The following is a 19,673-nucleotide window of genomic DNA, read 5'->3' on the forward strand; positions in this document are numbered from 1 at the left end:
AACGAATGAAAGTAAAAAAAATCAGTATTTTATTTTTGATGGCAACTACCATGGCACACGCACAGAAAGATGTTGCCAGCTCAAAAGACAGCGAACTACTTTCGCGATATCCCGAATCCTGGATAGTACAATATTCGCAAAAAGAGTATGAACGTTATACGGTTGCTTTGGATAATACTTACCCTGACGGTAAAAGTAAGGTAATAGAAGGGAAACATACTTCCATTGACTATGAGTTACCCAAGGGCAAGTCGCAATTGGAGTTTTACAAAAATTACGAGGACGCATTTACCCGAAAGGGGTATGATATTTTGTTTTCCTGTTATCAGGAAGAATGTAATCCTAAGCAGGGCTCATTTACCTCCATACCTTATGCATTGTACCAGAAAAAACTACTGCCTGGATTAGCCAATGGAGGTAACACATATAGAAAAAATGCCTCTACCTATTTAATTGCAGAAAAAACCATCAATGACAAAACCGTGACCATTACCGTCATGAGTGGTTTTGAAAGTTATAGTAATGTATATCGGTTTGATATTGTAACATCCAGGCCATTGGACTTATCCAAAGTAACGATAAATGACATAGAGAGTAAGCTTGAAGAAGAAGGCAGGATTGCCTTGTATGGTATTCGCTTTGATTTGAACAGTGCAAGGCTAAAACCGGAATCCCAAGAGTCTATAGAATTATTGGCTGATTACCTTAAAGCTAATCCCACCATCAACCTGTTCGTCGTAGGCCATACGGATGCTTCCGGTGACTTTGAAAAAAACATGACGCTGTCAAAAGAACGTGCCATGGCTACGGTAAAAGAATTAATCGATACCTACGGAATAGCTTCCTCAAGATTGACTGCAGATGGTGTCGCTATGCTGGCGCCTGTTGCAAGTAATGAGAATGAAAAAGGCAGGGCGCTCAATAGAAGGGTAGAAATAGTAAAACGCACCAACTAAGGAAGTTTGGGCTTCCTGATAGTGTTGCCCGATCTGCCTGCAAAGCTTACAATTTTTAAACGCAGTGCGACATCACCCATGAACCGTCAGCCACACCATTGAGAGTGAATTGTCACAGCTTGATTAGGGGGGCTTTTGAGCAAAATTCACCTTGCTTTGTAAAATTTGCTCGACCTAACCTCATTAAATTGAATGATCAAAGAATCAGTTGAAAGTTTAGAGACAAGGACTGTATCCAGATAATCCGGGAATATCAAAAGAATACCTTTTGAAGAATTAGATAATATGAAATTTTCTTCTTTCATATTCACATTGGCTTTGGCTTTGTTTTTAAGTAATTGAGATAGATCTACATAACCACTATATACAATTCCAACACTATCATTTATAAATGTGAACTCGCTTAACTCAATCCTATCAACAGAATCAACCTGAATTAGCTTAGACGAATCTTGAGTATATACGTGCCTAAAAACGCCGGAGTCTGTCCAAATCGTATGGGTAATATCTGAGATGTTACCTTCTCCAAACCTATCATTGACTTCCGTATATAAGGTATCGTAATTGGGCTGACCATGATTGTAAAAACCCAGGTGAAACCATCTAGCGGAAAGTAACTCTTTTGTATTAGAGTCTTTTTCATTACACGATATAAGAGTGACCATTAGAAGAACAAAGATTTTAAACTTCATAGATTCTCAAGACTTCGTGGTGAAGGTTCTAGATGAAATCTAATCAAAAGCCCCTTATTTGCCGGGCCTGGATCAAAAAAACCTAAAATTATTAACCGATAAACATCTACAATGCGGAGGGTCTGCACCGAACGTCCTCAATTACTGATCGAGGATCAAAACGATTTAAACTAGTTAGCATTCTGATACTTGTGCTGAACATCGGACTTACTCCTGCATCCAGGGATCGCTACACTAAAAACTAAGATCGGACGAAAAAAAGGATAACAAAAAGTATAAAAACAGTGATGCAGTTACTTCCTCCTGCACCACTATTTTTTCTATAAGTACCTATTCAGTTTACTTTATGTAAGCTAACAAGAGAATTAATCCTCCTCATACCTTCACATAAAGGTTACCAACTCTAATTTTCTTCCGGTAAAAAGGCATACTGCTTACCATAGTAAAGCATCTGCTCCAGGAAGTTCTCAGGATAACTAATGGCTACATTTGAGGCATTGCCTTCCTCATCCAGATCTGCAGAGATAATAGGGTTTACAAACCCGGAATAAGGAGCAGATTTAAATTGACTATTCCTGTTCAGCACCTCTTTATGAATAGCTTGATCCACCTTTACTCCATAGCCTTCAATCAAGGCACTGGCTGCTTCATAGTCTCCTTCCGATTTGATGCGTTGTGACTCTCTCAGCAATTCACCAAATAACGTGTGGAGTTTTTCGTAATCGTTGATATTAAAATAAGTTTTGCCATCCCGGTTTACTTTTTCAATCACATTATCTGCCTTCCCTTTTTCATACGCCCAGCCGGCAACCATTTGTCTGTTACGCATGTGGGCTTCTTCAATGTCACTTCCAGGTTGTAAACGGGTCATTTGAGTTACAAGTGCATTTCTGATGTATCCGTCATACGAAGCCTTTCCTAATTTTTCCCAATCGTCTACCAGGCCCAGCTCCTGTAGTTTAGGATTGTACAAAAAGTATAACCCCACCAGGTCGGCGCGACCTTCTTCCATGGTAGAAGCATAGTTTTTTAATGTTTCCTTGGGTTGCCCCACGCCGGCATTGATCTGCCCTGAGGCATGACCCACTACTTCATGCAGCGCAGTAAGCATTTTATCGGCCAATATACCATACTCTTTTTCAAGCTGGATCTCCTCTTCATCATGAGCAAATTCTTTTAACTTGGCTTCATTACCGTCCTGGCTATAGGCAAAAATGATATTCCCCAGTGAAACGGATTTAGAACCGTGTTTTTGACGTATCCAGTTGTTATTGGGCAAGTTGACCCCTATGGGCGTACTAGGTGATGCGTCACCTGCTTCCCCTGCCACGTTCACTACTTTATACTTCACGCCCTGAACGTTTTTCTTTTTATGGGAATCGATTAACGGGGAATTATCTTCGAACCATTGGGCATTCTCCGATAGCACCTGCATTTTTTGGGACATATCGAAATCAGTGATCTGTACTATGGTCTCATAAGAACCACGGAAAGCTTTCGGGTCATTATAAACTTCCACGAACCCGTTGATATAATCTATATCAGTTGCATTTTCTACCCATGCTACATTGTATTTATCCCAGGTTTCAAGGTCTCCTGTACGGTAATAATCTATCAGCAAATCAAAGGCTTGTGCCTGTTGTTCGTTTTCTGCCACTGTTTTTGCCCTTTCCAACCAGTAGACTACTTTTTCTAAGGCCTCTCCATACATACCTGCAACTTTCCACACTCTTTCTTCCATAGTACCATCTGGATTTTTTACCAGTTTTGAATTCAGTCCCAGCTCTAAAGGTTCTTCCCCTTGTGCAGCAATTTTCTCCTTATAGTATTCATCCACCTCCTGAACAGTAAGGTCCTCGGAATAAAAGTTGACGGCCGAACCTTTAATCAGTCCTTTCGAGGTATCTAGGTTTACTTTCTTTGCATCAATGGCCGGATCGAACATGGCTTCCAGCACTTCGGGGGCAAGCTCATGCCCCACTTCAGACAATACTGACCGGAAATACTCTTGCGAAAACCCGGGTATTATTTTATCATTGGAATAATGGTGGTGAATGCCATTCGAAAAAAATACCCGTTTGGCGTAGGTCACAAACTCCTCCCACTCATTACCGGTCTTATCGCCGGCATAATTTTCCAGGATCTTTTCCAATGCTTTGCGGACCTTTAGGTTATGACGATAGTTTTGGTCCCACATGATGTCACGTCCGCTCAAACCTGCCTGGTTCAGGTAATATACCAGCTTTTTCTGCCGGTCGGTCAATTGGTCAAAACCCGGCACCTGATATCGGAGCACTTTAATATCAGCAAACTGGTCAACTTTCCATTGAAATTTAGTTTCATCAGTAGTTTTTTCCTCAACGATTTCTTCGGGTGGCTTCTCTGCGCATCCTATTAATAGTGAGGATAAAGCGATGCAAAAAATATACTTTTTCATTCGTGTAGTATTGGTTTAGGTAATCAACAATGGCCTTTGGATCAAGGTGGCCTTTCCCTTGTTTCGTTGTTCTTGAGCATCATCACGGGTATAGCAGTTCATCAGAATGTTAAACCAGACCCGTAATGGCCGTTGAGTGTTATTTCGGTAATAGCCAAAAGCTACTGTGTCTGCGTCCAATATCGCCATTATTGCCTTTTTCCCAAAGTATGGCATAATCATTTGTCTGTTCAGAAAACAAAAATCCCTTTACTGGTCCTACGTTTATCGAACGAAGGTCAGATGAAGCTAAAGATACGAACGGATCAGTACTTCTAATATGATCCTGAACACTGAACTTACTTCTGGGTCTCAGGGCTTAACACATGCATTATTTCTATAGCTGCAAAAAATACTGTCATTCATGAAATCTGTGTGGAATCGATCAGATAGTGAGACATAGGGAAGCTATGGTAAACCCAAAATCAGGCGAATGAATTATCGAAGGTTTTAGTAAGTACTATTGAGAATACTTTGTTCTTTCATCAGGCATAACCTCAGAAAGTATTAGCTGTGTTGATGTATCCCCATATTGCATGATTTGATCAATAAGCTCCTGTAACTGGAGCCTGTCCTTTACCACAACTTCCAAATGTACATTTTGTCCGCCTGTGATGCGATAGGCTTTTCTTAGGGCCGGATAAGTTTTTAGCACCTCCAGAAACGGTTTTAACCTGCCATGAAAGGTCTTTACGGATATAAAGGCTTCTATATCATAGCCCAACAACCGGTGGTTAATCTCTATCCCATATCCCTTAATGACATCCATTTCTTCCAACTTTTGCACACGCTCTCTCACTGCAGAGGGAGAAAGGCCTATTTTTCGGCCTATTTCTGCAAAAGACAACCTGGAATTCTTTTGTAAAACATCCAGTATTCCTTCGTCCAAAGCATCAATCATAGAATCAATGGCATTTAATCAAATAAACAATTCATAACACTTAAATTAATCATTTTATCAATTGAATCCACTTTATAACGAAAGAATCAGCTACTATTTTTGTATAAAAAAAACATGAACAACCTTAATCCATTCCACCTGGCCATTCCGGTAACAGACCTAAATAAGTGTCGAAAATTTTACAGGGAAATATTAGATTGCCCGGAAGGAAGAAGTGATAAAAAATGGATCGATTTCAACTTGTTCGGACATCAACTGGTTATCCATCAAGCTTCAACCCATCAACTATCTGGTCACCGGGTATCCAACCCGGTAGATCAGCATGACGTTCCTGTTCCACATTTTGGAGTGGTGTTGGATTGGGGTGAGTGGACCAACCTAGCCCAAAAACTAAAAAACAAAAAGGTTCAATTTGTCATTGAACCTTGTATTCGTTTTGAAGGGAAGGCCGGAGAACAAGGGACCATGTTCTTCTTAGACCCTGAAGGAAATGCTCTAGAGTTTAAAGCCTTTAAGAATATGGATCAACTGTTTGAAAGGGACTAATCATAACTTAAATAAAAAATCATAACAAGGTAAAATTATTGGCTATGAAAATGTAATGAAACTTGGGAACTCCACCACAAAGTGTAAATTTACTTTTCAAGTATGGCTTACATCCGTTTGGAAGGTTAGAGCTTTCTGATTTCTACTCATTACAACCAAGCCTAATTCATTATCATCTCAAGTAAAAGATACATAGAGCAATGAAACCAAAGAATAGCATACTTATAATGGCTTCGATAATCATTCTGAGCTGTAATTCAGAAGGACAAAAGAGTGATACATTGATTCTTGAAAAAATGCGTTACACCGCAGAAAATTTTGATATGGCAGTAAATTCGTTGAGATATGAAAATAAGAACCTTCTCAAAAGAATTCACCAAGAGGTTAAAAATAAAGGCAATAGAAGCTATGATGTAGAAATAGCTGAAAGTGGAAAAAAAGTAGTACTACTCACAGACAATCTATTTACGGCTTTAGGCGATATTAAATCCCAGTTGAACATTATGGTAGAACATGATCTGGCATCTATTGATCAACAAAATGAATTCATGCTCACTGACGGTAATGGTGACAAAATCAAAGATTTAATCAATAATTATGTTAAGGAGCTTAATGCCTTTACTTCAAATAATTTTGAACCTGTCATTTCCGAATCAGGTACACCGTATAGCGAGATAGAACTTTTCTTCAAGGATTCACCAGCTATTGCAACCTTTGCCACCCTGGTATCCTTTGAAAATCAACTATGTAATTACGAACGTACAGCATTAAACAAATACGCCATGATGACAGGAACAAGGTAAAACTTGTGTAAGACATAAGCTACAAATAAAGGGAATTCAGTAACTCATCAATCCTGATATCAAGAACACCGCTTTCCTCAAAAATTGTAATTTTCAATAATACTCTTTTATTAATCCCTTTTTAACAAATAATATGTGGTCACGTTCATCCAAATCTAAATTGGTAACATATGGAATGTGATTTTTAGGTATAAGCGTTTGTGTATACTTTGCATTTAGCCTCCGGTGTCGTTGTTTTCTTTTAAAGTACTTTCGGCTTTGCATCAACTCCTTCAGTTTGGGCTTTTTATTTTCGTCCAGGCAAATATCCCGTTCAGTCATGACCCTAAAGCTCCAATCATAACCTTTTCTCTTTATATAATTTTCAGCAACCGTTCTTTTTGCCAGTATCAATTCATCCTCTAAAAAACGGGTAGGCTTTATTTCAATTAAGTGAGCGGTATTCGATTTTAACTTTCTGACCAAGAAATCAGGCTCGTATTTATGCGGGCATACTTGCTTATCGAATTTGGTAAGATCATTTTTATCATACCAAATGGTAAGGGGATGATATATGTATTCACATAAGTCTTCAATTAGAAGGGCGAATTTTAATTCCAATGTCGAATCAAATAATATCCCATTGTATTCTACCGGCTTCGCTGTGAGTGGCATAGATAGGGATCAGTTATCACTAATATAAACATCCCCGTTTATTTTGAATGATACTCCATTCGTGGATAGTTGAATGTGATCATCCGCGATTTTCTGGCGATTTTTCACATAGTCTGATAGTGTCCATTTAGGTTCGCCTCTATTGGTTTGGTAGATTTTCCGTACCCCTGACCCCAAAAGCCTTTCAAGATTATCCGGATAGGGATGTCCATACTTGTTTTCCCCGCAAGATATAATGGCATACTCCGCCTTGATCAGGTTCAGGAAAGCCATTTCAGAGGTGTTATTTGCACCATGGTGGTTCACCTGGAAGACATCTATATTAATCATATGATCACGAATGTATTTGCCTAAGTGATATTCTAACCTGGCATCTTCCGGGCCACTCTCGGTGCCTCTTTTACCAATCAGGTCCCCACCAATTAAGTAGTCAAAAGCACCATACTCTATCAAAAAAGTAATGCTACGCTCATTTTCCGACTTCGCCTTATCGATTAACCCGGCACCTTTTACATATCCATTTGCGGTAAGGCATGACATGCCGGCTCCGGCACCCAGGTCAATCGTGTAATTTTCAAAATCAGATGGCTCTTCAAGCGCTATGTATTCAGTAGCTTCCGTTAATGCCCTGTACTTTTGATACGTTTTGGAAGTAGGTGTACTCGTACTGCCACGATCAACAATTTTTTTCACTTTAATATCATCTCCCTTTCCCCATTCTGAAAAATCAAATTTTATCTTATCATTATCCAGCCAGTCTTTATCGCCATCATTGTCATCATCTCCGAGGGCCCCTGGCACATTGTCAGGCCCCATCGCAAAACTCGATCTATGGAAATTACTTGTACCATAAATGGCACCTCCCAGATGGTCCGCATCATAGTGTGAAATAACCAAATAGTCGAGTTCTTGTACCCCTTTATCTTTAAGGAGGTCATATATGATCTTGCCACCATCTTTATCGCTGCCCGCCGTAAGTGTCTGGCCGCAGTCATACAAAACAGATATGCGCCTGCCATTAACCTCCGGGCCTAATATTAACGTAGATGAACCCTGCCCTATGTTGATATGGATGATCTGTAAGTCAGATTGGGCAACAACAGAGAGACTCATGTTAACGACAAGTATAAGTACAGCTAAACATTTCATAATAGTAGGGTTAATGCAAATTCTTCCTTAGCTAAATATAACTGTTTGCCTATCAACAGAAAATACCCTATATCGGGTATTTTGATCCCAGATTATGCTCCGTATTCAAAAACCAGGATTCGAGAGGGCATCGTCAGCAGGTCTTCAAAATATGTAAAATAGCCGTTGGCCGATTTTAGTTGGAAGAGAACCAGCTTATATCATTTTTCAGGATGATTATGTCCATACACGACAAAGTGGCCTGGCGTATGTTCAAGGAAATTAGTTTATACCTTAAAACTGTAACTTGCTACCGAAGAAGAGTTATAACCAATAGCGAACAAACTCTGTTTATTCGATGGCCCTGACGAACCAAGGGCAAATTCAAAACCTATAAACAACAAATTATGAAAGCTTTAAAAAAGTCCGGTATACTGTTATGGTCAGCCATACTCCTCACTACAATGAGTTTGCTAACCAGTTCATGTTCGGACAAACCTACTTCAGAGGCTGTTACTGAAGAAAAAGAGCCTGAGGTGGTAACCGAAGAAGTGAAGTACGATGTCAACGATGTATCGAGCATTATCAAAGCAGTAGAAATGGCTGCCGGTAGCTGGGACAAACTATGGGAACAAAAAGATGTTGAATTCAATTACCAGTACTTACAGGCGGATGGCAAAAAAGACATCTCTGTAGAGCGTTATATTTTTGACAATGAAGCATCATGGGCCAGGTATACTACCCATGAGGTAAATGTAATGCCTGATGCAGAAGGCGAAGTAATTCAGTCATTCAATGGTGAAAGCGCTTCAGCAAGTATGGATGGAAAAATCATGGAAGACCCTGCCGCAGTGGGATTAGCTGATTTTTTAAGAAGAGCCAATTACTTTTGGTTTACCATGAATTTTAAACTGGGTAATCCGGGAACACGTCACGAATACATGGGACAGGAGACGGTCAATGGGAAAACGTATGACAAGGTTTCGGTTTCTTATCATGCAGAAGCGGTAGGTAAGCCTCAAAATGATGTCTATATTGTTTATGTCAATCCTGAAACAAAGCTGATAGACAGGTTTCTGTTTTCTCTTCCGGCATTTGGTGTTAATGACCCGGTGCTACTCATGGAAGTGGGCTATTCTGATATCAATGGACTGAAACTGCCAACGAATCGTAACGTCTACATGCCTAATGAACAGGGAGAATACCCTGAGACTCCTTCACTCCGTCAAATCTCCGAAAATGTTAAATTCAATAATGGCTTTAGTACAGAGGATTTCGTATTGTAATACTATTTAATCGTAAAGAAAAAGGAGCTCCGCATGTAGAGCTCCTTTTTCTTTGTATAACATTACGTCTGTTGCACTCAGAAACCAGGTACAAATCCATTTAGATCAATTAACAAAAACCTTCGCTATTAACTCTATCTTGAAAGGATCATAGATGAAGAACTCGTATTCCTCAAGCCCTCCAAATTCAACATCTTTTTTAATATTTGGGGTTCCTGGTGTGTAAAGCAGAGTATTAAACTCAGCTTCAATCTTATAGTCCCTAAGTCCGGTAGGGCTGCCTATAAAATCATCAAAAAAATTGACCTGGACGTATAGTCTGCCTTTTTCTCCATTACTTATTACATCATGGCTACCAAAGGAGTTGTCTTCTTTTAAAATGACAAGGTTATAATAGTTTTTGGGGGTAGGTCCCGGTGTTTCGGTCACTTCAATAGTTGACACAGACAGGTCAGAGGTAATGGGGTAATTCCCATAATTGGTAAAGCTGACAACGTTATCATAACTGACAATCCCGATGGGTATTAAATTGCCATCATTAATAGTGACACTTGTTTCATCAAAAATAATAGGCTCTTTAACTTCAACGATAACACGGTATTCCGAAAATTTTGACCTGTCACCATTATACACTCTAAAATGGATCAGGTTAGGATATTTAAAATTTAACGACGTTCCTTTATCAAATACTTTAAAATCTGAGTCACCTCCATTAAACGTGGTATGGTATGTCAGCGTACTTCCTTCAAAATCAATCGTAGGGACGAGGTCTGAAAAATCCGTTCCATCAGGCACTATCATTACAATGGTAGCCTCAAATTTGCTAAGAGCTGGTGTTTTTCTTATCTCCGTACTTATTATATCTGTATCAAGGCCAGGATTATTCATACTTAAAAATCGAAATCTGTCTATGGCTAATGCCTGGTCTGGAGGTTTCGGCCCTTTTATCATCACCCGAACATCATATCGCAGAGAAACAGAAGAGTCACTCACAGGAGTTATGGTATAAGTTATCGTTTTGCCTGGAATAATGCTTCGCTCTCCTACTCCTGGAGAAATGCTGAACATGGAAAGGTCAAACTCTACCTCTTTCAGACTAAAGGAAGCTATATCTGTATAAGAAAGCGTCAAGGTGATGCTACCATTATTTTGTGGTACTCCATTTAACATTGAGGGTTGTCTAATAGAAAACCCTTCTATTTGTCCTTCTTCGACCTCGGATAAAGGAAAATAATTCAATTGGGCTTTTTCAAAATTGACCACTTCAACAATCTCTTCTTCCACATCGTCGCTTTCACAATGCATGTTAAAAAGGCCAATGCTAATGATGATAACTACAAGGAATGTATTGTTTGTTTTCATGGAGGCGTTTTATTTTACCATACAAACATAAAGCAATATATTGATTAAAAAGCCAAAACAAAACCAAAAAACATTTTATTAACTAAAAAATTATTTAAATAATAATACAAAATTCACGTCATAGCAGATTGTTATTCTTTTTTTTTTCTAATTGTTTGCATACTACTTCTGACACTTCTGTTTATCAACCTGCATATTAACAGGCAGTTATAATCAATTCTTCCAGTATGTAAGCCAGGTCAACCGGTCCTGGTTTTCGCCTTTGTTTAATGAGAGGATCTTATATGATCTACCGAGCCTTGAATCAATTGCTTCAACTGGTCCGGATCAATCTCTGTCAGACCTTTTACGTATAGGCAAGACTTTCCAATTTTGTACTTACCTAACTTTTGCATAATGGTTTTGTGCAGGTCAAAACCTGAGATAATGTAGATGGATAAAGCACTTTTTCGAATAGAAAAACCGGTAAGCAGCCAGTCTCCTTCTCTACCCGAATCATATTTATAATGATAGGAGCCAAAGCCAATAATACCTCCTGCCCACACTTTGGGAGGTTCGCCCGTAACGCCAGACATCATTTCCAGTAATTGTAATGCCTCTGCCTGCCTTTCAGGAGTGCTCTTCTTAATTACCTTACTAACCTCCGGGTCTAAATCTTCTATATTCATTTCACGTATAAGTCAATTTTCCATGAACTACTTAACCTCATTGAGATATGTTAAGCTTTGTTTTTTTGAGACAGGCTATACGCTATTTTGTACCTGCGAGCTAAAATTAACAGTAGAGTAGCAAAAGGTATTGTATAAATGCGAAACCCTATCCTAAGAATTTATTTTCCCATAAAAATAGTCCGCTCATCTACAAAACATATCGGGTTCCCAAAAGGATCGCGGGCATAAAACAAGGTTTCCCCCCAGGGCATCGTTTCAATCTCACTGGTAATAAATTGGCCGTCCATAGTTTTAAGTGTTTTGTAGATCTTCTCCAGGGCTGTAGTGGCAATATAAACATACTGGTTCTCATGGAGCAGCCATCCTGCTCCTAAACTATCTCCGTCTGCCTTGGGGTCATAACATGCCAATATTGTACCTCCCAGATCGAAATAATGTCTTCCAGGCGAAACACGCATCCCATCTTCGCCCAGAACTTTCGAATAAAATGATACTGCCTGATCAATATCCTTCACAGGGAGGATAACTCTGTATAATCTTAACATTTCATCCTGTTTCTTTTGATGGTCTCAACGGTTCTTCAGTTGTCGCTAAATTATTGATGTGATGGGATAATTTGGATTCCCTGATATCTCACGCGGAAATTTCCAGGTAATTACCCTCCGGATCAAGCACTACACTCTCATAATAGCCGTCACCTGTGGTTCGAGGTTCACCGGCTATGGTGTACCCGTCTTTGCGTAACCGTTCGGTAAGATTATCTACGGCTTCTTCACCACCAACGGATATGGCCATATGTGCCAATCCATGGTCAAAACCCCTGTCACCCTGTTTAGGTTTGGCATCCGGTAGGGTCATAAGTTCTAAACGAGTGCGACCAGGTCCAAAATGGAGAAAATAGGAAGTGAAGTTTTTAGTTTGGTTCACATACTTTGCACTGGCCTCAGCTCCGAAATACAGGACATAAAAGTCTTTCATTTTTTCCAGGTCCTGCACCCACATTGCTACATGTTCAATGGTCATCTTCTATTCATCTTAAATATTTCTGTCTTTATTTTGTCTCCTGATCTCATCTTCAGACGGATCTCCATTTCATCCGCTGACTTTCGCTCAAAGACCAGGCCCTTTAGTTCAATCCTGTCCTTCGAATGGTTTATCATTCCGAAGGTAATATAGTCTTCCTTAGTTTCCCAGCCGGCCATATCGGGATTAAAGTGTTTCAGTCGCAGACCCGTTTTGTCCAATACCATGAACTCGTAAAAGTTGAGAGATCCATCTGCCTTATGATGTCTGAAAACACCCATCATCGTTCCATCTTCAGACGGTGGGGACCAAACCTCTTCAGAAGTACCTCCAAACCCGTCCCCTATCCAACTACCGGCTAACCAGGCGTAGTCATAGGCATCCGTTTTCACTTTCTCCGGCCCATTAAAGGACAAAAAAGTAAGCAAAGCCAAACATAATACTGCAAATAAATTTCTTTCGGTTTTCATAATTATGTGTTGTTTATCGAACCATATAAGGTTTTACTTCAATTATACCACCATATTTAACATGTGGAGTTTCTTTTGCTACTTGTATGGCATCATCCAATGACGCCGCCTCTACTAAAAAGTAGCCCGTCGTTCGCTTGTCCACATCTTCATCCAAGACTTGCGTTCTTCCATCGGGATTTATAAGTACTGCCTCATTTTTCAATTCCTGCCCGGTAATTTTCACTCCCTTGTTAAATGTATTCTCCATCCAGGCCTTATATTCTTCGAACATCGTCATAGGCTCCCCGGGCTGAAACCGTTCATCTTCATGTAAAAGGAGCATATAGCCCCTGTCAGGCTCTATTTCTACCCTATCTATATTGCTTGATTTTCCGTAATAAGTACCGCTTAGAAAGAGTAATATCCCCGCTGCTACTGACGCAGCCCATTTTATGTATACTTTCATTGTCACTGTTTTTCGTAGTTGGCCTTCTTCCATAAGCTTCGCAACCACCTTTTTTTCAAGGTGTTTAGGAGGCTGCTGCTCCTTTTGAAGGTCCTGAAACACTCTTTTTTCTAAATCTGAAAGACGCTCTCCATCCATAGCCTTAACGTTTAGCTGAATCTTCACTTAAATACGCCCTGAGTGCTTTTCTGGCATGGAAAAGCTGGCTTTTACTCGTCCCTTCCGTAATATCCAACAGGCGGGCTATCTCTTTATGCTTATATCCTTCAATGTCATGAAGTACAATAATTTGCCGGTAGCCAGGGGGAAGCCCGGCAATACCATTTTCCAGATCACGTGTGGTGACCAAAGACATTTCAAATGATACTTCAGTCCCAGTCATGCCCTCCGTTAATGCCTGCATTTTTTCCTGTTCTTTTCTCCTGGACCTGAAAAGATTGATCAAAATGCCGGTAAGCCAGGTCTTTAGTTCCGAACGCCATTCAAAATCTGCCAGCTTTCGAATGGCGATGATCCACATTTCTTGGATAAGTTCTTCCGACTGATGCTTATCTTGAGTGAGTCTAAGCGCCATTTGATACAAATGCGGTGTTTTTGACCTGTAAAGACTGAGAAAAGCACCTTCGCTGCGCGTATCTAAAAAATCCTGAACTAGTTTTTGGTCTTTCAATAGATTGGCATTTGTTATTAGTGGCAGTCAGCACATAAAAGGTTGGTTGACGTAAGAAAAAAATTAATAATTATAAAACGACATCTACATATCTCTGTCACTTTTAACCCCGGACTAAAAAACTAAGGCATCCTCTATTTTCTCAAAACTCATCAGGCTAAGAAAAATAAAGATTAGAAAAGAGGTAGGCCTGTTTCTTACCCGGAGAAGTGACATGGCTTATGTACTCACCGGGAAGCATGCCTGTTTGTTTTTTTAGATCATGTAAGAAATGAGATTGATCGTAATAGCCATCCGGTATCACGGTGTCAAAATCATGCCCATTTATTAATTGATAGGTGTGATACTGCATTTTAATGATGCGGCTATAGGTTTTTGGAGACATTCCCCAATTTTTACGGAACAGTTGTTGAAGTCTTCGCTGAGTTAAATTAGTTTCATGTGACAGATCAGGGATACGCATTAAACCATTGCGATCCAGTAGCAGATCTAATATAAAACTCATTCTTGGGTCTGATTCCAATGTGCCGCAGTAATCAAGCAGAATATACTCACATCTTCTCAGGACAGAAACACTATCTGAATCACTAAAAACCTCCTCCTCAAGCCTATTTGCAAGCTCAGGATTTATCTCTGACAAACATAACCTGCGATTGTAGAGGTCCCGTGCCGGTAATCCAAAGATATAAGGTATGGCAAACGGGTGTAACTGAATAGTCAATGCCCGTTTCACAAAACTCATATTCAATTTGAAAGGTGTACTCGCCGGGCCGGACAGATAACCGGATGCTTTTAAAACGGGGGACTTTGCACTTTCTATTAAAAACTCCGCACCATTTATAACATTCAAAAAAGGATAACCTACCGGGAATGCATTCACCTGGATATTAGTGCCACTCTCTTCCTCAATCATCCACATCTTTTTAACAAAAGAATTTAAGCCTGTTTTAGGAAGGTGTACGGCAATCTGCATTCCTACTTTTTGATTTAGAACAGTTTACTAAAATAATGAAAATACCCTGGATAGAATGATCAGTAATTCTATTGCAATATAGCAGGCGGGATAGACCAGGCGAACGTTAAGGTCAAATATACCTGCTATGCCCCAACGTACACCTGATCATTTCGTATCACCTGGCATTTAACTATCCGTCAGGCCATTCGAATTTTATTCATTGATTTAAAATATATTTTGCATGGAAAATGGCGTTGCTCATTTTCTCATCTAATTCCATGATCTTTTGTTTTTCTATGAGCAGGTACTCTCGCTTGTCTTCTTCCGAAAGCTTGTTATTTCCCTCGAAAGGCCCAACCTCATCATGATGATGATAGCCATGACCTTTTAAAGTGGCATCCGGAAATTGTGTCAGAAAATTTTGCATCCACATCATCATACCTTTATGGGCATCATCCAGGCGCTTTATCGCCATCGTGTGCTCCTCCTGCCGGGTGGAATCTGTCGATCGTCTGAGCTGATTTTTCAACCGTATTTTTATGCCCACCTGATCTATCGCTTCATTGTAAATGGCTATAACCTCGCTTTCCAGCGGGTCGCTTGGTACGTTTCGTTTTTCCGTGTTATGTACACATGAAATAGTCAGTAAAATCAATAATGTCACTGATACACTTATTCGATGTTTCATTTTAGTTGGGTTTGTTTGGTTTCGTTGAAACCTGTTAATTTTTAGCAGATTTTTGTGCTCATGTCTCCAGATCCTGAAGACACTTATCCCACACAAGGGCAGTAAAATGCTTCGTAAAGCATTTTCAGATCAAAAAAGGTGAGAAAAGCCATTCCCCCGTAAGGCCAGCAACATAAATGGGTAGTGCCAGGAAGTTATTTACTATAAGTATTCCCGATTTCAACAATAAGTTATGATGCAAAAAAAGCCTATACGCTGGTTATTCAAACTAAACGGATATCACATGAGTCTGCGCTATGTCAGCTACCTCTGACCTTCAGGATAATTCAAAAGCTTTTTGGCGGATGGAAAATATCTTCGTAAAAAGAGGATGGTGAAAAAGCACTATCATATGACATGTATTCTTTCTCACGTTCTACAGGTAAGAGTGAAGAGATCAATGACATCAACTCCTGGCTGAAAAATGAAATTTCAACTCCCCTTTGAGTGCCGGCGGACTTTTTATCTTGATTTTCTGAAACCTTTCCAAGGTTTGTGTCCAAATAACATTTACCTCCACACATTGTGATAGGTTGATCACGATTAATACAAAGTGCCTTAGCAATATAATCACGGCGAACATTAAAGTCCAGGTATATCAAAGGCACTGTCAATGCGCTTAATAGCGTATTGATAATCAATAAACCTATGATGCAATTTTTAAGCACTCTCACCGATGCAAATATCCGTGACATTCTCATCAAAGGCAAAAGAAACAATGCTCATAGCAATTGTATGAAAGGTTTCTAGCTGGCAAAACTCTGTTGATCAAGAATTATCCCAGGCGTATATAATAAAACATGTATGGACTTAAAGAGAAACAATCCACACAATTTTACTCTTCATCATTATCATCCCCTTCAAACACTTCCAGGAAAAAATGAACCATAGCTCTCCAGCCTCTTCGACTGGATAACGCATGGTAGAACATTCCTTTTTCAGGAAATTGGGCCTTAGGGTTTGTAAAAGCATGACCTGTATTTTCAAAAGAAAGTAACTGCCAGTTTGCTTTACGCTGTGTAAGCTCCTTTGCCAGTTCAACAGTTTGGTCAGGTGGGGCCAAAGGATCATCCCATCCATGCAATACCAAAATGGCCGCTTTCACAGGACTTTCATGGTTAATGGATGGTTTATCATACAGTCCATGAAAACTCACTACGCCTCTAATATCAGCACCGGACCTTGCAAGGTCTAAAACACATTTACCACCAAAACAAAATCCAATCGCTCCAATTCGCTTATTGTCCACCTGCTCAAATATCATCAACGTATTCAACGATAATTGCATTCTCTTTAAAAGTAGTTCTCTATTGCTATCAAGCTCGTTCATTAAGGCCTGTGCCTCTTCGTTGGAAGAAGCTCTTTTCCCTTTTCCGTACAGATCTATAGCGAAACCAACATACCCTAGCTTTGCTAATTCAATAGCTTTGTTCCACTCAAATTCAGATTGCCCGCCAAACGCATGGGCTATGAGAACACCCGGTTTTTTACCGGGCTTCGAATCCTCCCAATAAATATTTCCTTCGAAGGCCTGTACTCCTTCATTATAGTGCAGTGTTTTTTTCCGGATCATTCGTGCATTATTGGTATTAATCTCATCATAAAGAACGTCCATCTGAAAATGCCTTGCAAATTATCGTTCTGCTCACAAAAAGAAACGTAACAACAGTATTTGAACTACAAAACCCGTTGAATCATGAACCGAAATGCCGATGAATTAACATTGTCTCCATCTTCGTGAATTTTAGGTTGTGTTTTCAATCTGCACAGGAAGTACCAATTAAAAAATAATTCTATAATTGAAAATTAATCCCAATATGGGAAATTAAGTGAGTGATATTATGCCCTATCTCCTGATAAAACCCGTTTTTGACTTTTGGCACATACTATGCTTTATTATTGGAGAACATACTTATATTAATAGAAATGATAATGAAAGGTAAAGATTTAAATTTTTTCAAATGGTTTGTCGGAGTAATCTATTTAGTATTACTGATTATGATGATCATCGCCTTCACCATATGAGAACGCTCCTAATTTTTCTTCTTACTCTTCAAAGATTTGAAGAATTTTGCCCAATTAAACGGGTTGAGGAATGGGTTTGGTGGAGCACCAAATCGATTCGCCTGATTTTGTGCCCACAAGTCTTGCGCGTACCGGTAGTTCAAAGCCCCATCATATGGGGTGGTGCGCAGCATTAATGCCAATAAGTCATCGTTATAGTTATCACCTGATACACCACGCTGATCAATAGGTAGATTCAAAGCTACGATAGCCTCCTTAAAAATTTCTTCTGTCGGAAACGCCATGATCTCCACAGTTTCCAGGTAGGTGGTATCCGAAATCAACTCAATAACAATAGTGAGGTTATCCTTATCTGTCTGTGGTACTTTGAAGTATTGCCTTTCATAACCTACGGCGCTTACCGTTATTTCATCATTGGGTAAAACCGGCAGACTAAAATATCCTACACGGTTAGACGTTGTTCCCCTGCCAGCTTTAGGAACATAAACGTGCACTCCGGGAATACCGGATACACTATCATCTCCCAGAATGATCCCTGAGAGTTGAATAACCCTTTTTTTGCCCTGGGCCTTAAGCGGTTGTGTTGACGATAAAAAAGCCATCATCAAAACGATGCCGAGAGTAAAAAATATATTTCCTGATTTTAGCTTCAAGATTAAGTTATATGTAGAAATGAATTTCTAAATTATCAATAGAACCGCAATTATCAATATAATGTTCTTTATTTCTTATAAATTTGAAATAGCTCATGAGACTTAAAAATTTTAGTCTGTCTATAGGTTCGCAAATTTTTAAAGCATGTTCGGACGAGTCAAGGTTACGTATTCTAAATCTCATCTTACAAAATAAGGAGATGTGTATTTCGGATTTGGAATTGATCCTTGATTTCACTCAGACCAAAACTTCACGACATCTCATATACCTGAAAAATTCCGGGATACTGACTACACGAAAAATGGACCAGTGGGTATTTTATTCGTTAAAAGAAGAAGTTTTTGAGATCGTTAGCCAAATTTTTCAATTTTTGTCGAAAGACCAGGTATTAAAAAAAGATAATGAAGTTTTTAAAACAATGTATTCAAACCGTGAGTTAGCGTTGAATAGGTTTGGAAATACTAGTTGGCAAACTAAATGAAACACTATAAAGTAATATTCTTTGATTTGGACCACACGCTGTGGGATTACAAAAAAAACTCTACAGAAACACTCACTGAATTATTTTATGAATATAAGCTTTCGGACAGACCAACATTAGAACTCTCAACGTTTTTGGACACTTTTGAAAAAGTGAATGCTAAGATGTGGTCTAATTTTAACAAAGGCCATATCGATAGAGAGGTAATCAGGAACCAACGTTTTAAAAAAATCCTCAAAGCGTTTAATATACGTCATGACATTATGGCGAGGAAAATGTCTGAAGATTATATACTCCGGTGCCCTGGTAAAACACATTTACTTCCTCATGCAAAAAGTATGCTTGAGTATTTGAAGCCTCGTTATGACCTTTACGTGCTGACGAACGGTTTTGACGACGTACAAAGCATAAAAATGGCTACAGCGGAGCTTGATATATTTTTTAAAGGTGTGATCACCTCAGAATCATCAGGACATAGAAAGCCTTCCTCTGAGATATTTAATTACAGCCTGGATCTGGCAAGGGCCAAACCCGGAGAGGCCATTATGATCGGTGATAATCTGAATGCTGATATGACCGGTGCAAAGAATGCGAACATTGATCACATTTATTTTAACCCGGCCAGGCTAACTCATCGACAAGTAGTTACTTATGAAATAAACTGCCTCAGCCAGCTATCAAATATCCTGTAGGCTAATTCTTACCTATTACCTACCTTTGCGCTCCGAAATCGATTGAACAATTT

The 19,673-nt window shown here is 39.4% G+C and carries 23 protein-coding genes; 6 read left to right on the plus strand and 17 right to left on the minus strand.

Annotated features, from left to right (window positions below; genetic code table 11):
- Positions 1 to 5: 5 nt before the first annotated feature.
- The gene (locus tag FNH22_RS11055; protein ID WP_143398437.1) at positions 6 to 956 is read left to right on the plus strand and encodes an OmpA family protein; all 951 of its coding nucleotides are present in this window, start codon (positions 6 to 8) and stop codon (positions 954 to 956) included.
- A gap of 146 nt (positions 957 to 1,102) precedes the next feature.
- On the opposite strand, the gene FNH22_RS11060 is transcribed toward FNH22_RS11055, so the two are convergent.
- From FNH22_RS11060 to FNH22_RS11070, 3 genes are all read right to left on the minus strand, one after another.
- The gene (locus FNH22_RS11060; protein WP_143398438.1) at positions 1,103 to 1,621 is read right to left on the minus strand and encodes a hypothetical protein; all 519 of its coding nucleotides are present in this window, start codon (positions 1,619 to 1,621) and stop codon (positions 1,103 to 1,105) included.
- A gap of 430 nt (positions 1,622 to 2,051) precedes the next feature.
- A complete protein-coding gene (locus FNH22_RS11065) occupies positions 2,052 to 4,085 on the minus strand; it encodes a dihydrofolate reductase (RefSeq protein ID WP_143398439.1) in 2,034 nt (677 codons plus the stop codon).
- A 499-nt stretch (positions 4,086 to 4,584) separates the two neighbouring features.
- Complete coding sequence (locus FNH22_RS11070; RefSeq protein ID WP_143398440.1) at positions 4,585 to 5,025, minus strand: Lrp/AsnC family transcriptional regulator; 441 nt, start codon at positions 5,023 to 5,025, stop codon at positions 4,585 to 4,587.
- 114 nt (positions 5,026 to 5,139) lie between these two features.
- Here FNH22_RS11070 and FNH22_RS11075 point away from each other — a divergent pair, with 114 nt between their 5' ends.
- A complete protein-coding gene (locus tag FNH22_RS11075; RefSeq protein WP_143398441.1) occupies positions 5,140 to 5,571 on the plus strand; it encodes a VOC family protein in 432 nt (143 codons plus the stop codon).
- 200 nt (positions 5,572 to 5,771) lie between these two features.
- Positions 5,772 to 6,374, plus strand: a complete 603-nt coding sequence (locus FNH22_RS11080) for a hypothetical protein (RefSeq protein WP_143398442.1) — start codon at positions 5,772 to 5,774, stop codon at positions 6,372 to 6,374.
- A 93-nt stretch (positions 6,375 to 6,467) separates the two neighbouring features.
- Here the strand turns inward: FNH22_RS11080 and FNH22_RS11085 are convergent, their stop codons facing one another.
- On the minus strand, positions 6,468 to 7,028 hold the full coding sequence (locus FNH22_RS11085) for a TnsA endonuclease N-terminal domain-containing protein (protein ID WP_143398443.1): 561 nt from the start codon (positions 7,026 to 7,028) through the stop codon (positions 6,468 to 6,470).
- A gap of 9 nt (positions 7,029 to 7,037) precedes the next feature.
- Positions 7,038 to 8,177, minus strand: a complete 1,140-nt coding sequence (locus FNH22_RS11090; RefSeq protein ID WP_143398444.1) for a ComEC/Rec2 family competence protein — start codon at positions 8,175 to 8,177, stop codon at positions 7,038 to 7,040.
- A 386-nt stretch (positions 8,178 to 8,563) separates the two neighbouring features.
- Here FNH22_RS11090 and FNH22_RS11095 point away from each other — a divergent pair, with 386 nt between their 5' ends.
- Positions 8,564 to 9,442 carry a DUF6503 family protein gene (locus tag FNH22_RS11095; RefSeq protein ID WP_143398445.1) on the plus strand — a complete coding sequence of 293 codons (879 nt, stop codon included), beginning with the start codon at positions 8,564 to 8,566 and terminating at the stop codon, positions 9,440 to 9,442.
- A gap of 105 nt (positions 9,443 to 9,547) precedes the next feature.
- Here FNH22_RS11095 and FNH22_RS11100 read toward each other — a convergent pair whose 3' ends face one another.
- The 12 genes from FNH22_RS11100 to FNH22_RS11155 form a co-directional block, all read right to left on the minus strand.
- Entirely contained in the window at positions 9,548 to 10,804 is a 1,257-nt protein-coding gene (locus FNH22_RS11100; protein WP_143398446.1) for a hypothetical protein, read from the minus strand.
- Positions 10,805 to 11,070: 266 nt separating this feature from the next.
- A complete protein-coding gene (locus FNH22_RS11105; protein ID WP_143398447.1) occupies positions 11,071 to 11,472 on the minus strand; it encodes a DUF1801 domain-containing protein in 402 nt (133 codons plus the stop codon).
- A gap of 161 nt (positions 11,473 to 11,633) precedes the next feature.
- Complete coding sequence (locus FNH22_RS11110) at positions 11,634 to 12,020, minus strand: VOC family protein (protein ID WP_143398448.1); 387 nt, start codon at positions 12,018 to 12,020, stop codon at positions 11,634 to 11,636.
- Between the two features lie 88 nt (positions 12,021 to 12,108).
- Positions 12,109 to 12,498 carry a VOC family protein gene (locus FNH22_RS11115; RefSeq protein WP_143398449.1) on the minus strand — a complete coding sequence of 130 codons (390 nt, stop codon included), beginning with the start codon at positions 12,496 to 12,498 and terminating at the stop codon, positions 12,109 to 12,111.
- Positions 12,495 to 12,968, minus strand: coding sequence for a DUF6265 family protein (locus tag FNH22_RS11120; protein WP_143398450.1), 474 nt, complete (start codon positions 12,966 to 12,968; stop codon positions 12,495 to 12,497). The genes FNH22_RS11115 and FNH22_RS11120 overlap by 4 nt, the downstream gene beginning before the upstream one ends.
- Positions 12,969 to 12,981: 13 nt before the next feature.
- The gene (locus FNH22_RS11125; protein ID WP_143398451.1) at positions 12,982 to 13,554 is read right to left on the minus strand and encodes a YciI family protein; all 573 of its coding nucleotides are present in this window, start codon (positions 13,552 to 13,554) and stop codon (positions 12,982 to 12,984) included.
- Between the two features lie 4 nt (positions 13,555 to 13,558).
- A complete protein-coding gene (locus tag FNH22_RS11130; protein ID WP_143398452.1) occupies positions 13,559 to 14,086 on the minus strand; it encodes an RNA polymerase sigma factor in 528 nt (175 codons plus the stop codon).
- 157 nt (positions 14,087 to 14,243) lie between these two features.
- A complete protein-coding gene (locus FNH22_RS11135; protein ID WP_143398453.1) occupies positions 14,244 to 15,059 on the minus strand; it encodes a helix-turn-helix domain-containing protein in 816 nt (271 codons plus the stop codon).
- A 199-nt stretch (positions 15,060 to 15,258) separates the two neighbouring features.
- Positions 15,259 to 15,729, minus strand: a complete 471-nt coding sequence (locus FNH22_RS11140) for a hypothetical protein (protein ID WP_143398454.1) — start codon at positions 15,727 to 15,729, stop codon at positions 15,259 to 15,261.
- A gap of 326 nt (positions 15,730 to 16,055) precedes the next feature.
- Entirely contained in the window at positions 16,056 to 16,463 is a 408-nt protein-coding gene (locus tag FNH22_RS11145; protein WP_143398455.1) for a hypothetical protein, read from the minus strand.
- 140 nt (positions 16,464 to 16,603) lie between these two features.
- Positions 16,604 to 17,383: a dienelactone hydrolase family protein gene (locus tag FNH22_RS11150; RefSeq protein WP_255518030.1), complete on the minus strand. Its 780-nt coding sequence runs from the start codon at positions 17,381 to 17,383 to the stop codon at positions 16,604 to 16,606.
- 418 nt (positions 17,384 to 17,801) lie between these two features.
- Complete coding sequence (locus tag FNH22_RS11155) at positions 17,802 to 18,446, minus strand: carboxypeptidase-like regulatory domain-containing protein (protein ID WP_255518031.1); 645 nt, start codon at positions 18,444 to 18,446, stop codon at positions 17,802 to 17,804.
- Between the two features lie 95 nt (positions 18,447 to 18,541).
- Between FNH22_RS11155 and FNH22_RS11160 the strand changes: the two genes are divergently transcribed.
- Together FNH22_RS11160 and FNH22_RS11165 are read left to right on the plus strand one after the other, a co-directional pair.
- Complete coding sequence (locus FNH22_RS11160) at positions 18,542 to 18,928, plus strand: metalloregulator ArsR/SmtB family transcription factor (protein ID WP_143398456.1); 387 nt, start codon at positions 18,542 to 18,544, stop codon at positions 18,926 to 18,928.
- Positions 18,925 to 19,620 carry a YjjG family noncanonical pyrimidine nucleotidase gene (locus tag FNH22_RS11165; RefSeq protein WP_143398457.1) on the plus strand — a complete coding sequence of 232 codons (696 nt, stop codon included), beginning with the start codon at positions 18,925 to 18,927 and terminating at the stop codon, positions 19,618 to 19,620. Before FNH22_RS11160 ends, FNH22_RS11165 begins: the two co-directional genes overlap by 4 nt.
- Positions 19,621 to 19,673 lie beyond the last annotated feature (53 nt).

It is taken from the genome of Fulvivirga sp. M361 (assembly GCF_007097395.1).
In the GTDB taxonomy this organism is placed as follows: Bacteria; Bacteroidota; Bacteroidia; order Cytophagales; family Cyclobacteriaceae; genus Fulvivirga.

Excerpts from the sequence above, each read along its gene's own strand:
- FNH22_RS11060 (WP_143398438.1), bottom strand. The coding sequence starts at position 1,621 with ATGGTCACTCTTATATCGTGTAATGAAAAAGACTCTAATACAAAAGAG.
- FNH22_RS11095 (WP_143398445.1), top strand. The coding sequence starts at position 8,564 with ATGAAAGCTTTAAAAAAGTCCGGTATACTGTTATGGTCAGCCATACTC.
- FNH22_RS11140 (WP_143398454.1), bottom strand. The coding sequence starts at position 15,729 with ATGAAACATCGAATAAGTGTATCAGTGACATTATTGATTTTACTGACT.
- FNH22_RS11100 (WP_143398446.1), bottom strand. The coding sequence starts at position 10,804 with ATGAAAACAAACAATACATTCCTTGTAGTTATCATCATTAGCATTGGC.
- FNH22_RS11120 (WP_143398450.1), bottom strand. The coding sequence starts at position 12,968 with ATGAAAACCGAAAGAAATTTATTTGCAGTATTATGTTTGGCTTTGCTT.
- FNH22_RS11135 (WP_143398453.1), bottom strand. The coding sequence starts at position 15,059 with ATGCAGATTGCCGTACACCTTCCTAAAACAGGCTTAAATTCTTTTGTT.
- FNH22_RS11075 (WP_143398441.1), top strand. The coding sequence starts at position 5,140 with ATGAACAACCTTAATCCATTCCACCTGGCCATTCCGGTAACAGACCTA.
- FNH22_RS11080 (WP_143398442.1), top strand. The coding sequence starts at position 5,772 with ATGAAACCAAAGAATAGCATACTTATAATGGCTTCGATAATCATTCTG.
- FNH22_RS11105 (WP_143398447.1), bottom strand. The coding sequence starts at position 11,472 with ATGAATATAGAAGATTTAGACCCGGAGGTTAGTAAGGTAATTAAGAAG.
- FNH22_RS11165 (WP_143398457.1), top strand. The coding sequence starts at position 18,925 with ATGAAACACTATAAAGTAATATTCTTTGATTTGGACCACACGCTGTGG.
- FNH22_RS11145 (WP_143398455.1), bottom strand. The coding sequence starts at position 16,463 with ATGTCACGGATATTTGCATCGGTGAGAGTGCTTAAAAATTGCATCATA.
- FNH22_RS11125 (WP_143398451.1), bottom strand. The coding sequence starts at position 13,554 with ATGGATGGAGAGCGTCTTTCAGATTTAGAAAAAAGAGTGTTTCAGGAC.
- FNH22_RS11090 (WP_143398444.1), bottom strand. The coding sequence starts at position 8,177 with ATGAAATGTTTAGCTGTACTTATACTTGTCGTTAACATGAGTCTCTCT.
- FNH22_RS11150 (WP_255518030.1), bottom strand. The coding sequence starts at position 17,383 with ATGGACGTTCTTTATGATGAGATTAATACCAATAATGCACGAATGATC.
- FNH22_RS11115 (WP_143398449.1), bottom strand. The coding sequence starts at position 12,498 with ATGACCATTGAACATGTAGCAATGTGGGTGCAGGACCTGGAAAAAATG.
- FNH22_RS11085 (WP_143398443.1), bottom strand. The coding sequence starts at position 7,028 with ATGCCACTCACAGCGAAGCCGGTAGAATACAATGGGATATTATTTGAT.
- FNH22_RS11160 (WP_143398456.1), top strand. The coding sequence starts at position 18,542 with ATGAGACTTAAAAATTTTAGTCTGTCTATAGGTTCGCAAATTTTTAAA.
- FNH22_RS11055 (WP_143398437.1), top strand. The coding sequence starts at position 6 with ATGAAAGTAAAAAAAATCAGTATTTTATTTTTGATGGCAACTACCATG.
- FNH22_RS11065 (WP_143398439.1), bottom strand. The coding sequence starts at position 4,085 with ATGAAAAAGTATATTTTTTGCATCGCTTTATCCTCACTATTAATAGGA.
- FNH22_RS11110 (WP_143398448.1), bottom strand. The coding sequence starts at position 12,020 with ATGTTAAGATTATACAGAGTTATCCTCCCTGTGAAGGATATTGATCAG.
- FNH22_RS11070 (WP_143398440.1), bottom strand. The coding sequence starts at position 5,025 with ATGATTGATGCTTTGGACGAAGGAATACTGGATGTTTTACAAAAGAAT.